11 protein-coding genes are annotated in these 13,432 nt (G+C 70.1%); 9 read left to right on the forward strand and 2 right to left on the reverse strand.

The features are described from left to right. Nucleotides 1-4 precede the first annotated feature (4 nt). The 4 genes from kal/cle to CAP_RS15855 all read left to right on the forward strand — a co-directional run bounded on the left by kal/cle (nt 5) and on the right by CAP_RS15855 (nt 5,416). A complete protein-coding gene (gene kal/cle, locus CAP_RS53660; protein ID WP_156040849.1) occupies nt 5-1,363 on the forward strand; it encodes a bifunctional 3-aminobutyryl-CoA ammonia lyase/3-keto-5-aminohexanoate cleavage enzyme in 1,359 nt (452 codons plus the stop codon). Further along, nucleotides 1,363-4,128 carry a hypothetical protein gene (locus CAP_RS15845; protein WP_044241421.1) on the forward strand — a complete coding sequence of 922 codons (2,766 nt, stop codon included), beginning with the start codon at nt 1,363-1,365 and terminating at the stop codon, nt 4,126-4,128. The genes kal/cle and CAP_RS15845 overlap by 1 nt, the downstream gene beginning before the upstream one ends. Before the next feature lie 101 nt (nt 4,129-4,229). Further along, nucleotides 4,230-5,153 carry a PAS domain-containing protein gene (locus CAP_RS15850; RefSeq protein ID WP_044241423.1) on the forward strand — a complete coding sequence of 308 codons (924 nt, stop codon included), beginning with the start codon at nt 4,230-4,232 and terminating at the stop codon, nt 5,151-5,153. Further along, nucleotides 5,150-5,416 carry a hypothetical protein gene (locus tag CAP_RS15855; protein ID WP_044241425.1) on the forward strand — a complete coding sequence of 89 codons (267 nt, stop codon included), beginning with the start codon at nt 5,150-5,152 and terminating at the stop codon, nt 5,414-5,416. Before CAP_RS15850 ends, CAP_RS15855 begins: the two co-directional genes overlap by 4 nt. Nucleotides 5,417-5,421: 5 nt before the next feature. Here the strand turns inward: CAP_RS15855 and CAP_RS15860 are convergent, their stop codons facing one another. Both CAP_RS15860 and CAP_RS15865 read right to left on the reverse strand, forming a co-directional pair. Further along, the gene (locus tag CAP_RS15860; protein WP_231511500.1) at nt 5,422-6,204 is read right to left on the reverse strand and encodes a sigma-70 family RNA polymerase sigma factor; all 783 of its coding nucleotides are present in this window, start codon (nt 6,202-6,204) and stop codon (nt 5,422-5,424) included. A 225-nt stretch (nt 6,205-6,429) separates the two neighbouring features. Continuing rightward, entirely contained in the window at nt 6,430-7,479 is a 1,050-nt protein-coding gene (locus CAP_RS15865) for a peptidoglycan L,D-endopeptidase MepK (RefSeq protein WP_052375346.1), read from the reverse strand. Between the two features lie 449 nt (nt 7,480-7,928). On the opposite strand from CAP_RS15865, the gene pilM reads away from it, so the two are divergent. The 5 genes from pilM to CAP_RS15890 all read left to right on the forward strand — a co-directional run bounded on the left by pilM (nt 7,929) and on the right by CAP_RS15890 (nt 13,432). Beyond that, complete coding sequence (gene pilM / locus CAP_RS15870; RefSeq protein WP_044241426.1) at nt 7,929-8,990, forward strand: type IV pilus assembly protein PilM; 1,062 nt, start codon at nt 7,929-7,931, stop codon at nt 8,988-8,990. Beyond that, on the forward strand, nt 8,987-9,628 hold the full coding sequence (locus CAP_RS15875) for a PilN domain-containing protein (RefSeq protein ID WP_044241428.1): 642 nt from the start codon (nt 8,987-8,989) through the stop codon (nt 9,626-9,628). Before pilM ends, CAP_RS15875 begins: the two co-directional genes overlap by 4 nt. Beyond that, on the forward strand, nt 9,628-10,293 hold the full coding sequence (locus CAP_RS15880; protein ID WP_044241430.1) for a type IV pilus inner membrane component PilO: 666 nt from the start codon (nt 9,628-9,630) through the stop codon (nt 10,291-10,293). The genes CAP_RS15875 and CAP_RS15880 overlap by 1 nt, the downstream gene beginning before the upstream one ends. Beyond that, nucleotides 10,293-10,985 carry a pilus assembly protein PilP gene (locus CAP_RS15885; RefSeq protein WP_231511501.1) on the forward strand — a complete coding sequence of 231 codons (693 nt, stop codon included), beginning with the start codon at nt 10,293-10,295 and terminating at the stop codon, nt 10,983-10,985. The genes CAP_RS15880 and CAP_RS15885 overlap by 1 nt, the downstream gene beginning before the upstream one ends. An 86-nt stretch (nt 10,986-11,071) precedes the next feature. Continuing rightward, nucleotides 11,072-13,432 carry a type IV pilus secretin PilQ gene (locus CAP_RS15890; RefSeq protein ID WP_044241432.1) on the forward strand — a complete coding sequence of 787 codons (2,361 nt, stop codon included), beginning with the start codon at nt 11,072-11,074 and terminating at the stop codon, nt 13,430-13,432.

The following is a 13,432-nucleotide window of genomic DNA, read 5'->3' on the forward strand; positions in this document are numbered from 1 at the left end:
CCGCATGAGCATCGGGGTCGGTCTTACCGTCACGCTTCGCGTCCGAATGGGGTCGCACGACGCACACTACGCCGGAGAGCTCGTCGATGGGGCCCGAATTCTGGGTCTCTTCGGGGACGTGGCCACGGAGCTGCTGATCCGCCTCGACGGGGACGAGGGGCTCTTCCGCGCGTACGAGGCCATCGAGTTCCTCGCGCCGGTCAAGGCAGGAGACTACATCGAGGCCACGGGGGTCATCTCGAAGGTCGGCACGACGTCGCGGACCATGGCGTTCGAGGCCCGCAAGGTGGTGCAGAACCTGCGGGACGCCAGCCTGGCCGCCTCGGCGGCCGACGCGCTGGCGGATCCAGTGGTGGTCTGCCGCGCGCTCGGGACGTGCGTGGTGCCGCGGGAGTTGCAGCGTCGTCCGCGGCTGGTGCTGCCGTCGCTCTCGGCGGCGCCGCCCGACCTGGCGCAGCTCCCCGAGCCGCGTCCGATCATCACCCCGCCGCCGCGGGTGATCGTGACGCCGCCGAGCGGGGAGCTGATCCTGACGGCGGCCATCGTGGGGGCGGAGATCACCCGCGAGCAGACGCCGTGGCTACCGATCACGGCGAAGGAGATCGCCGAGGAAGCGGCGCGGTGTCGGGACGCGGGGGTGGCGGTGATTCACCTGCACGTGCGCACGCCGGACGGGGCGCCGAGCCAGGACGCAGGGCTGTTCGGCGAGGCGGTGGCCGCGATCCGCGAGAAGACCGACGTGATCGTCCAGGCCTCGACGGGGGGCGCCGTGGGCATGAGCGGCGAGGAGCGGGCGCAGGTGCTCCAGTGCCGGCCGGAGATGGCGACGCTCAACTGCGGGACGTTGAACTTCGGCAACGACGTGTTCCAGAACCCGCGGCCGCTGATCCGCGATCTGTGCCAGCGCATCCACGCGGCGGGGAGCGTGCCCGAGCTGGAGTGCTACGAGGTCGGGCACGTGGACGAGGCGCTGCGGCTGCACGCGGAGGGGGTGCTGAAGGGGCCGCTGCACTTCCAGTTCGTGCTCGGGGTGCCCGGGGGGATCGGCGCGCGCGAGGACGTGGTGCGCTTCCTGGTGAGCCAGATCCCGCCGGGGGCGACCTGGGGCGTGGCCGCGGTGGGGCGGCATCAGCGGCCGATGACGGAGCTGGCGATGCGGCTCGGGGGCCACGCGCGGGTGGGCCTGGAGGACAACATCTACCTGGAGAAGGGTGTGCTCGCCGAGGGGAGCGCTCCGCTCGTGGCGCGCGCTGCGGCGTACGCGCGGAGCGTGGGGCGTGAGGTGGTCGATCCGGCCCGCGCCCGTCAGCTTCTCGGCATCTCGGGGGCCACGGTCGGAGCAGGGGACGCGCGCGCGCAGTGATGCTTCGGGGTGCCGCCGGAAAAGTCCTCGACCATGTGCATGGCCGCGGCGCGCTGGCGCTGCTCGTGGGAGGTGTCGCGATCGCGGCGCGGTTCGGGATGCCCGCGCCGCCGCCGCGCACCGCAGACGCCGTGGCCGCGATGCTGGGGGGCGCGGTGGGGGGCACCGTCGGGGTCGACGATTTCGTGTGGGAGGAGCGGGGGGGGTTCCTGCGCGACGCGCTGCTCGGGAGGCGGGTGCTGTTCCTGGCGGCGACGACTGGCCCCGAGGGGCAGAGGAGCGCCGATCTGTACAGGGCCACGGTGCGGCTCACCCGGAGCGGCAGGCCTCTCTGGCTGCACACCGTCCGCAATCTGAGCGAGACGCCGCTGGGTGACGAGCGCGGTCTGGTGGCGCGCGGGCGGCGGGCGGCGTTCGTGAGCGTGACGCCCGGGGTGGGGGTGCAGCACCTGACGCTGCTCGATCTCGCGGGTGAAGCGCCTGCGTCGCCGACGCGGTTCGGGCGGGTGCTCGAGGCGGTGGAGGGATTCCTCTCGGCGGGGACCTGGCAGGGGGTGGGGCGTACAGAGGTCGCGTTCGGGGCGCCGCCACCGGAGGCCGTGGTGGACCTGACCGACACGCTGCTGCTCGCGGGCCTCGGTCCGGAGCGCACGCCGATGGCGGTGGAGCTCGGGGGGCATCAGCTCAACACGGGCGGCAAGGAAGCGTATCAGCCGTCGGTGCAGGTGGTCGCCAGGCCTTCGAGGTCGTGGGTGGAGGTGGTGACCATGGCCGCGCGCCGCCTGCTCGGGCCAGAGGAGGCGCAGTCCGTGGAGCGCGCTGCCATCGATGTCGAGCGGTGGCTGTCGGCGCCGGCGCCGGAGCCCGGTCTGGCAGGGCAGGCGGCGACCGCGGCGGGCGGGGCGATGTCTGCAGGTGGGGGATGGCCACCAGGGCCGCTCGCGACCGTGATCTCGCCCGCGCTGACGGGCGAGGGGGTGTGGGTCGTGGCGGATGGACCGTTCGTGAAGGGGGGGACGGGGGGGGTGGGCGGGACGGGCGCCCCGGAGGGAACGCCGGGGGGCGTGGAGCCCTGGTTTTACGCGACGTATCTGCGGCCCGATCTGCGGCTTCCGGAAGCGCGGGTGCAGCTCCTGGCGATCGATACCCGGAGGATCGAGCTGCGCTTCCAGGCGGGTTACGATGCGCCACGGCCCGAGGCTGGGCCGCGAGGGACGGGGAGGCTGCCCAGGGCGGGGGTAGCCAGGGCTGGAGCGCAGGGGGGAGCGGCTGACGCGGCTGCGGCGGGTGAAGGGGCCAGTCGAGGGATCGAGGCGGGGAGCGCGTCGCGCGTGCTGGGGGCCGTCGCGCTCGGTGCGGACGGGTCGCACGGGATGATGGTGGACGGGCGCGCGGTGGTGGCGCCGCGTGCTGGGCTGCCCACGGTCGCCGTGGACCAGCATGGGCGTGCGCTGGTGGGCGCGTGGCCGTCGGAGGGTGGGGCGTCGGCGGGGATCCGCGCGCTGTTCCAGGGGGATCCGCTGCCGTCGGCGGTGGGGGCAGGGGTGGGGGCAGGGGGGGGAGAGGGCGCGCGCGGATGGGATGACGATGTGGTGACGGAGCGGGCGGCGCTCTGCCTGACGGCGGGAGGGTATCTGGTCCATGCGTGGGGGCGCGCGGTGGACGCGCCAGCGCTCTCGCGCGCGCTGACCGTGGCTGGATGCAAGGAGAGCTTGCAGGTCGGTCGACATCCGGCGCGGCTGGGGTTTGCCTGGGTCGGGGAGCGTGAGGGGGCGTGGGCCGCCGAGCGGCTCTCTCCGGTGATGTCGCTGGTGCCCGAGCAGATCACCTCCTCGTCGCCAGGGGCGTTCGCGTACCTCGTGCAGCGCGACCCTGCGCCTCCGGTGCAACCCCGGCGCGCTGCATGGAGCGTGGACGGGGCGACGCAGCCCGGGCCAGCGTCGGTGCCGGCGGTCCACGCGGCCGAGGTGCTGAACCTGGGGGCGCGGGTGAAGCTCACCGCGTTTTCGCCGGATCGCTTCGAGCTGCGCCTGCGCGCGGGCGCGCGTGAGATCTCGCCGCGGGGGGCTCCGAAGCTGCCGGAGGCGCTGACGCCGGAGGAGCACGCGCGGGCCCTCGGGGCGGTGGGGTTCGGGATCGGGCGCAGGCGAGGGGCGCTGGGGCTCTCGATCGATGGCAAGGTGGGGCTGCGGTTCCGCGGCGAGGGGGGGCAGCTCGTGGTGCACGGGCGCCGGGTGGAGATCCTTCCTGCCGGGGTGGCGTTGCCGCCGGGCGCCGCTGCCACCGAGCTGCCGCTGGTCGCGGAGGGGGGCAAGCTGCTTCCCTCGGCGCGGGAGATCGGGGCGATGCGTCGGCGGGGTGCGGCCTGCGTGCTGGAGGACGGAACGTTCGTCGTGGCGACGACGACGTTCGACAGCGACGAGGCGACCACCGAGGCGCTCCTGGATCTGGGCTGCGGGCGGGTGGTGGCGTTCGATCGTGGAGCCCGCCGGTCCTCCTTCTTGCACCGGGCGGGGGCGTTGCCTGCTCCCGCTCCGGCGCGCGAAGAGCCTGCGGAGGCAACGGATCCGTCAGCGCCCACCACGCCACCCGAGCCCACCGAGCCTGCGGAGCCCACCGATGCTGCTGCAGCTCCCGACGCGGCGCCTGTGGCACCGCCGGAGCTGGAGCTTCCGCCGGTGCTGCGGGCGAGCTACGACGACACGACCCTGTTCCTGCTCGAGGCGCCGATGCTCGGCAGAGCCCGTCCTTTCACGGGGTGGTAGGTCGCAGCAGGGGGCGGCAGCACGGCGAAAGAGAGCGGTCAGGCAGGGCGCCAGGGGAAGGCTTGCGCTGGGGGGGTGAAGGTCGTAAGCGCTGAGGCTCCATGGACAGTGCTGTCGGTAGGTTTGCCTCGGCGACCTTCGTCGAGGCCATCGCGCAGAACGCCACGCTCGCGCTCTTCCTGACGGATACCCGGCTCTGCTGCACCTACATGAACCCAGCCGCCGAGCGGCTCACGGGCTTCTCGGCCATCGAGGTGCAACGGCGCGACGAGCCGCTGGACGAGGTGGTTCACCGAGGTCACGCCGAGAGCGCGGTCAGCCCGTTCTCGGAGGGGTTGCGTGAGCGCGTGCTCGCTCTACGAACGAGCGCGCAGGGAGAGGATGTCTTCCTCCACGAGGACGGACATGCTTATCCGGTCGCGTTCTCGGCCAGCCCCGTCCTCGAGCACGGTAGTGCCGTGGGGGTGGTCATCGAGGTGCGCGCTCTTGCTGACGAGCGCCGCATCGCGAGGGAGCTGGAGGAGGGCGAGGCGCGGTACCGGTTCCTCGCCGAGACCATCCCGGTGCAGATCTGGACCGCCCTCCCCGACGGGCACCTGGACTATGTGACCACGCAGACGGCACGCCACTTCGGGCTCAGCGTGGACAAGCTCCTCGCCGAAGGATGGCTGGACGTGGTGCACCCCGAGGATCGCCAGCGCGTGATCGAGCGCTGGGTGCACTCCTTGACCACAGGAGAGAGCTACGAGGTCGAGTTCCGGCTGCGGCTTCACGACGGCCGCTACGGGTGGCACCTCGCCCGCGCCGTGGCGCAGCGGGGCCCCGAGGGGCAGATCGTCCGCTGGTTTGGCACGAACACCGACATCGATGAGCAACGCGAGGTGCAGCGCCGCACGCAGGCTCTCCTCGATGAGATCGCGCTGCAAGCCAGGGAGAGCGAGGTTTCGTTGACGCGCCTGCTGCGCGCCAAAGAGGCCGCAGAGGCGCGGGTCGCGGAGCTCGAGGCCAGGCTGGGTGCCCCATGAGCCCCGAACCCTACGACTGGCACGGCATCGCGCTCGGCAAGCTCACCAACGTGCTTGGCGCGGAAGCGGCGCATCGCGCGATGGAAGAGACGCTCCAGGGGGCCGGGCTCACCTCCCTCGCGTCGGCCGATGATCTTCATCGATTCGCCCAGGTCCTCCTCACCCGGGGAGGGTTCGCGGGCGCCGTGGGGGGGCTCCTGAGCGTGCACGCCGTGCTGCGCGGCGCGCGTGGGGCCACCACCCCGGCGATGTCCATCAAATAGCTGCCTCAGGCCGCGCGGAGCATCGAGCGCAGGCGGAGGAGCGCCTTGGTGTGGAGCTGCGACACCCGGGGTTCGCTCACGCCGAGCTCGGCCCCGATCTCCTTCAGCTTGGCCCCCTCGAAGTAGTACATCCCCACCACCCGGCGCTCCCGCTCGGGCAACTTTTCGATGGCGGTGGTCAGCGCGCGGCGCTCGTGGTGGGCGGAGAGGGCCTCCGAGGGATCCTCGCCGTGGGCCAGGTGGGCAGACTCCTCGCCGGGGGTCATCTCGTTCAGGCTCACGAAGCTCGTACCCTCGGTCCCCGATGCGTTGAGCGCTGCGCGGGCCCGCCGGGAGAGCCAGTCCTGGGCGCGGAGCTCGTCGACGATGGCGCCGCGAATGCGCATGCGCGCGTAACCGGTGAACGTGTCCCCCTCGACGCCGCCATTGCGGCGGATCGAGTCGAGCAGCCCGAAGACTCCCGCTGCGAGGAGGTCGTCGCGCTCGACGTTGGCGGGGAGACCGCGCGAGAGCTGCTGGACCATCTTGTAGACCAGCGGCAGGTATCCCCTCAGCGCTTCGGGGCAGAAGTCTTCGTTGAACCGTCGCTGCGCCCGCTGCTTCCGCGCCCACCGGCGCGCCTCGTGGCCCTCGCTGCCCGCCGCCCTTGCTCGCGGCGGCAGTGTTCGCCTCGGTCCCTCACCCGCAACGATGGGTGTTCCGTGTTTACGGAACGATGCGCTCTCCGGAGGGACGTCCTCCTCCGCGCGAGCCTCTGAATACTCCCAGATAGGTTCCGCGACAGGCATGGCCATCCCCGAGGGCAGATGTTGCCCCTGCTCGATTCGGGTCAAACACGTCACTGGTGAGGTGGATTGGTGACGCAACTCTCCTTCAACGTGCAGGGAAGACGCATGTGTGTAAAGCGGGATCCTTTGATCAGATGTGGATAATTTTCACGCTTGCTGGCGGGCTAAATCGCAGTTTTCAGGTCCTCCCGACGAGGCGCGAATCGGGGAGGGTCCTGGACGACTCTAGTCTTCGCCGTCGGAGGGAGAAGTTCCGGAATTGCTCGGAACTCCTGCAGAGTTTTCTCCGGATTCTGCAGCAGATGGGGGAGTCTCCGCAGACACCGGAGAAGCCTCGTGGCGGGAGGTCTGCTCCATGTCGCTGGGCCCCTCTGCTTCGGCCGGAGGGGGGGAGCCTCTGCTGTAACGGGGGGCTTCGCCAGGGCGTGAATAATCTACCCAGTAGGTTTTGGCTGAACGGACATCCAGGTGAATGAACGAGGAGTTGGGGTAATAGCCAACACCAGCATTCCGGAAGGTCCGGCAGAAGTCTCGGACCACGGTGTTGGGCACTCCGTCGATGGAGAAGTCCATGGCGCGACCCAGGTTGTGGTTGGAGCGGGGGGTGTACTGGGTCGGGGAGTAGGGTCGATAGCCACTGACCACCCGGATGGTGCGCCCTCCGAAGTGGTCGCTCACCATGCCCACCAGGGTCGCGAGCCGCGGATCGATGGCGAGACCGCCCTTCGCTGATCGGAGCAGGTGGGTGATCTTGGGGAGCGCCTTGGGGTTGAGCCGGCCATTCCGGTTGAGGAGCTGGACTTCGAGCCCCTCGCCGCCACGCACCATGCGCACGAAGCCAGGGCGCTTCGGTTTGCGGGCGTAACCCTGCTCCTCGTCTTCCTTGCTGGGCTTCGCCTTCCGGTCGTCTTTCCTGTCACCCGGCCGATCGGCCTTCTTGCCGGTGGTCGGCTTGCGATCGGGCTCCTTGTCCTTGCGCGCTGCCTCGAGGCGAGCGGCTTCCTTTTCCTTGCGGGCAGCTTCCTTGCGGGCCTCCTCCTTCCGGAGGGCGGCTGCCTTGCGCGCTGCCTCGGCTTCCTTGCCGCGCTCGGGGATCACCAGCCGCTGGCCAGGGCGGAGCTGATCTTCCGGCTTCAGGCCGTTCACCTCGCGGAGGATGTCGACCGTGGTCCGGTAGCGTCGGGCGATGCGCACCAGCGTCTGGCCTCGAACGACGACGTGCTCCACGGTGGCCGCGTCTGCCACGACCGGGATGGTGAGGAGGGCCAGGCCCACGAGGGCGGCGATGCACGCGGCGCGGGAAGGACGGGAACGCCTCTCGCGGCGTCCCGGGGCGTGCGCCTCCTGGGGCGCTCGGTAACCCAACAATTTCGAGAGCATGGTAGGCAGTGCCACGCGGTCGATCTCCACGTCCTCGCTGCACGGTGAGGCAGCCTTGATCGTGCTACCCTGACCGGCAGATGCGGTGCCTGCCACCAGGTCTGCCCGCGGGCCGCTCCCCGTGGGAGGGAGCCGCAGCGCACACCCGCTTCGATAAGCGGGCGTAACCCAAGCGTAAAGCGGATTTTTGCCCAGGGAACTGCAGAGGTGCGAAGCTCCGGGCGTGGGTCCGAAACCGACGCGCAGGGCCCCCGCTCCGGATGAGATTCCGGGGATCACGCGCGTCAACTTCTCCCTGAACATCGGTCAAGGGGCCTCCGCGTAGCGGGGCCAGGACGGGCGGGATGTCGGAAGGCAAGAACCTGGTCGGGGTCGATATCGGATCGAGCTCGATCAAGGTCTGTCAGGTCAAAGAGAGCAGGAAGGGGTATGGCCTCGTCCGGGTGGGCTACGCCCCGCTGCCGGCGCAGACCATCGTCGATGGCCACGTGATGAACGCCCAGGCCGTGGTCGATGCGCTCGGGAAGTCGTTCCAGGAGGCCAAGATCCGCCAGAAAGAGGTGGCCCTGAGCATCAGCGGGCAGGCGGTGATCATCCGCAAGATCACGGTGCCCTTGATGACCGCGGCCGAGCTCGACGAGCAGATCCAGTGGGAGGCCGAGCAGCACATCCCCTTCGACATCAAGGACGTGCACGTCGACTACGAGGTCCTGCGCCGTCGCCCGGAAGCAGGGCAGATGGACCTGCTCCTCGTCGCCGCGAAGCGCGACGAGATCAACGACTACACGCAGATCGCCAAGAACGCGAAGCTGAAGCCCATGGTCGTGGACATCGATGCGTTCACGGTCCAGAACCTCTTCGAGGTCAGCCGCGGAATCCCGCCCGATCAGACCTTCGCCATCATCAACGTCGGCGCCAGCCTCGCCTCGATCAACATCATCTCCCGCGGCGTCAGCGCCTTCACACGCGACATCGGCAACGGGGGCAACTACATCACCGAGCAGGTGCAGCGTCGGCTGGGGGTCAGCTTCGAGCAGGCCGAGGAGCTGAAATGCGCGAGCGTCACCGCAGGGCCCGGGGGCGTCCCGGGGCAGGTGCTGGAGACCATCGAGCAGGTGTGCGACTCCATCGCCGGGGAAATCCAGCGGTCGCTGGACTTCTTCCTGGCCACCAGCGGCGAGGGAGAGATGCACCGCATCTTCCTGACGGGCGGCTCGTCGAGCCTCCCCGCGCTGGCAGCGGCCGTGGGGCGTCGCTCGCGGGTGGCGGTGGAGCTGATCCAGCCGCTCGAGCGGATCGCCGTGGAAGCCAAGGAAGTGAACACTGAGCTCCTCCGCCTCCGGGCCGCGCAGTTCTGCGTCGCGCTCGGGCTCTCGCTGCGGAAGGAGCGGGAGAAGCGCCTGTGATACGCGTAAACCTCCTCCCGCAGCGACGTGGCCCCAGGGCCGCGCCGCAGGCCAGCCAGCGGTGGCTGCTCGTCACCCTGGGGGTCGTCATCCTCCAGGTGGTGCTCCTGTTCTGGTTCCACCAGACGCAGGTCGAAGAGCTCGATGAGCTGAACCGGAAGAACAACGTTCTCCAGCAGCAGATCAACGACATCAAGAAGCTCGTCTCGAACCACGAGGAGATCAAGCAGGCCCTCGAGGTGCTTCGCGCCCGCGAGGACGCCATCGCGAAGCTCCAGGCCGCGCGCAGCGGGCCGACCGCGGTGCTCCTGGAACTCGGGCAGATCCTCACCCAGGGCAAGGGACCGACCGCCGACGCCGACAAGCTGGCCCAGCTCCGCAAGGAGAACCCGCTCGCGGTCTACAACCCTGCCTGGGACACCCGGCGGCTGTGGCTCATGAGCTACATCGAGTCCGAGCGCGTGGTGCGGATCGAGGGGCTCGCGCGGGATGGCACGGACGTCTACGAGCTCGCGCAGCGGCTCAAGCTGTCCGAGTACTTCCACGACGTGCAGCTCTTGCCGGGGAAAAAGGAGAACAACAAGGCCGACAAGCTCGAGCTGGTCTCCTTCGCCTTGCAGTTGAGGGTGAGGTACTGATGGCCCAGAAGACCACCACCACGCAGTCGGGGCTGTCCCTCGACCGGCTCTCGCCGGTCGCGAAGGTCGCCATCGGCGCGGTTTTCATGGCGCTCATCGGTGCGCTCTACTTCATTGGCTTCTACACGGACGTCTCCTCCCAGATCGAGGGCGCCCAGAACCGGACCCTCTCCTTGCAGAGTGAGCTGAGCAAGGCGCAGGCGTCGAAAGAGGCGTACCAGAAGGATCTCGACGAGAAGACGCGCCGGGAGCAGCTCTCCCGGGAGCAGAAGAAGATCCTGCCCGACGAGTCGGAGACCCCGGCGTTCCTCTCGGCGATCCAGGGCGTGGCCACGGTGTCGGGCGTCAACCTGACCTCCTGGAGCCCGACGGAGGAGATCCCTCAGGAGTTCTTCGCCAAGGTTCCGATGAAGCTGTCGCTCAGCGGCAAGTTCCACCAGGTGGCGAAGTTCTTCTACGGGGTCGGGCAGCTCGACCGGATCATCAACGTCGAGAACATCCAGATCAAGAAGAAGGCCTCCCGGCAGAGCGAGCCCAGAGCGGAGGACGTGGAGGTGGATGTGGAGTGTCTGGCCACCGCGTTCCGCGCGGTGAAGGCGGGCGAAGGGGCTGGCACCAACCCGAAGCGCCAGCAACGGGGCGCGCCGAAGCAGGGAGGCCACTAGTGTCCGTCGAGTTCCTGAGCGCTCCTCGCCGCCTGGTGCGGCGCTTCGCGCGTGGGCCCATGCTGGCAGGTGCCCTCCTGCTGCCCACCGCCATGACGCTCGTGGCGGGCTGTGAAGAGGAGGCACCGGTGGCGCCGCCGACCACGGTCAAGCCGGGAGCCCCCCAGGCGGCGCGTCCACCTTCCAACCCGCGCGCGGCCGACGCGGGCGCGGACGCGGTGGCGGAGCCCGAGCTGCCGCCGCTCCCGCTCCGTGATTTCTCGGAGGCAGACTTCTCCGAGAGCGAGCGCAACCGGGATCCGTTCCGCAGCTACGAGTCCCTGTTCGCCTCGCAGGCGAAGACCCGGATCACCATCCAGCGTCAGGTCCTCGTGGACAGGTACGCGCTCGACGAGCTGAAGCTCGTGGGCGTGGTCAGCCGCTCGCCCGCGCGCGCCCTGCTCACCGATCCCACGGGGCTCGGCTGGGTGGTCAAGGTCGGCGATTTCATCGGGAAGGCCGAGATCGTGCACACCGGCGGAGCCACGGGCGCCGATGTCGCCATCAACTGGCGGGTGGACCGCATCCGCGAGTCGGACGTGGTCCTCATCCGCGAGGACCCCGCCCACCCGGAGATTCCCCCGACCACCAGGGTGGTCGCGCTCCGCTCGGCGGACGAAGAGTCCTCCCGGTTCGGGCTGAGCGAACCCTGATTGCCACGAATTAGGCCGGTACGACACCGGCAGAGTAGCCTCTGCAGCGTGGGACGCAGGTGCGCGTCAACACGAGCGGGAGTGCAATGAAGAGCAATCGAGAGGGTCGCTCAAGAAGGGGCGCGCTGTGTCGGGCGCTGGCGATCGGAGCGGTGCTGACCGCCGGCTCCCTCGTCGGTGACGCGGCAGCGCAAGCCGTCGCGATCCACATCCGTGACGTCAAGCTGACGGCACCGACGGAGGAGACGGCCGAGATCGTCGTGGCCACCAGCGGGACGCCACGGTTCTCGGCGCGGGTGACGGACGGCGGCAAGCGCCTGCTGGTCGACCTGGAAGGGGCCGACGTGCAGGGGGCGCCGGGCGCCATCACCCGCGGCAACCAGCTGGTGGGTGGGGTGATGACCCAGTCCTTCCAGACGGGGGCACAGCGGACGACGCGGGTGCTGGTGCAGCTCGCGCGCCCCGTCGCCTACCGCCTCCGCGCCGAGGCAGGGTCGCTGGTCATGAGCTTCAAGGCGGCGGACCAGACGGGCCCGATGGCCGCGCCCGGGACGCCGGTGTCGCCTGCGCCATCCCCGACGCCAGCCCCTTCCACGGTGGAGGAGGCGCCGCCCGGGTCGGGGCCCACGATCTCGGATGTGCGCTTCGACCACCGCGCCGGGCATGACCGGGTCATCATCGAGATGACCTCGATTCCCTCCTTCGCGCAGACGAGCCCCGCGCCAGGTCGCCTCGTGCTGGAGCTCAAGGGGGCGCGCCTCCCGGACCGCCTGCAGCGCACGCTCGACGTGGGCGCGTTCGGGGGCACGGTCCGGGCAGTCTCCAGCTACCGCCGGAAGAGCGATGCGTCGCGGGTCGTGGTGGAGGTCGAGGGACAGGAGGGCGCCTTGGCCTCGGTGGCGCGCGAGGGGAATGCCCTCGTGCTCACGGTCTCCGACGGGCCGGTCCACTCGATGCTCTCCGGCAAGGGCGTCGACGGCGGTGTCGCCAGGAGGGCCCGCGTCGTCGCCCGCGAGGAGGCGTTCGACGACGGCGTGCCGCGGGTGACCACGTCGTTCGAGCAGGGCAAGGCGGTCCGCGAGGCGTCGACGGAGCCCGACCAGGCCGACGCCTTCCTGCCCACGATCGCCGGCCAGCAGCGGCGCTTCACGGGTCGTCGCGTCGACCTCGACCTGAAGGACGCTGACATCCACAACGTCCTCCGGCTCATCTCGGACGTGGGGAGGGTGAACATCGTCACCGCCGACAACGTGAGCGGCGCGGTCACCATCCGCATGCGCAACGTCCCCTGGGATCAGGCCCTGGAGACGGTGCTCCAGGCCAAGGGCCTCGGGATGGTGCGGCAGGGCAACATGATCCGCGTCGCGCCCATCGCCGACCTGAACAAGGAGCGGGAGCTCGAGATCGCGCGGCGCAAGAGCGAGCAGCAGCTCGCCCCGCTGGAGACGCGGCTCATCCCCGTCTCCTACGCCCAGGCGGCGGAGCTCCAGGCCCGCGCCAAGGACCTCCTCTCTCCCCGCGGGTCCATGGCCGTCGACGAGCGCACGAATGTGCTCATCGCGCGTGACGTGGGCGGCAACCTGAACCAGATCGAGGAGCTGATCCGGGCGCTGGACACCCAGACGCCCCAGGTGCTGATCGAGGCGCGCGTGGTCGAGGCCACGAGCAGGTACACGCGCGACATCGGTATCCAGTGGGGCGGCGACACGACCTTCAGCGCCGCCACGGGCAACCCGACGGGGCTCGCGTTCCCCAACTCCATCGGTCTCGTCGGCGGGGCGAGCGACGCCAACACCCCGACGGCAGGCCTCTCGCCCTTCAACAGCCGCGTCGCCAACCCGAACTTCGCGGTCAACCTCCCTGCCACCGTCGGCTCCGGCCAGGGCGGCGCCCTCGGCCTGACCTTCGGCTCGATCAACAACGCGGTGAACCTCGGCGTCCGCCTCAGCGCCGCCGAGGCCAGCGGCATGCTGCGGGTCATCTCCAGCCCCCGGGTCCTCACCCTGGACAACCGCGAGGCGCGGATCAGCCAGGGCACGCTCATCCCGTTCTCGCAGGTCAGCGCGCAGGGCGTGCAGACCATCTTCCAGGAAGCCAAGCTGCAGCTCCTCGTGCGGCCGCACGTCACGGCGGACGGCAGCGTCGCCATGCACGTGAAGATCAACCGCGACGAGCCGGACTTCACCCAGACCTCGGCGCGCGGCGATCCGACCATCCTCAAGCGCGAGGCGGAGACCGATCTGCTGATCATGGACGGCCACACGGCGGTGATCGGCGGCATCTTCACCCGCAATACCGGTCGCAACCTCGACCAGCTCCCGCTCTTCGGCGACATCCCCGTGCTCGGGGTGCTGTTCCAGCGCCGTCGCGCGGCCGACACGCGCAGCGAACTCGTCATCTTCCTGACGCCCCGCATCGTCAACCGCGCCGAAGCACTCGGCCGGTAG

Source organism: Chondromyces apiculatus DSM 436 (assembly GCF_000601485.1).
Taxonomy (GTDB): domain Bacteria; phylum Myxococcota_A; class Polyangia; order Polyangiales; family Polyangiaceae; genus Chondromyces; species Chondromyces apiculatus.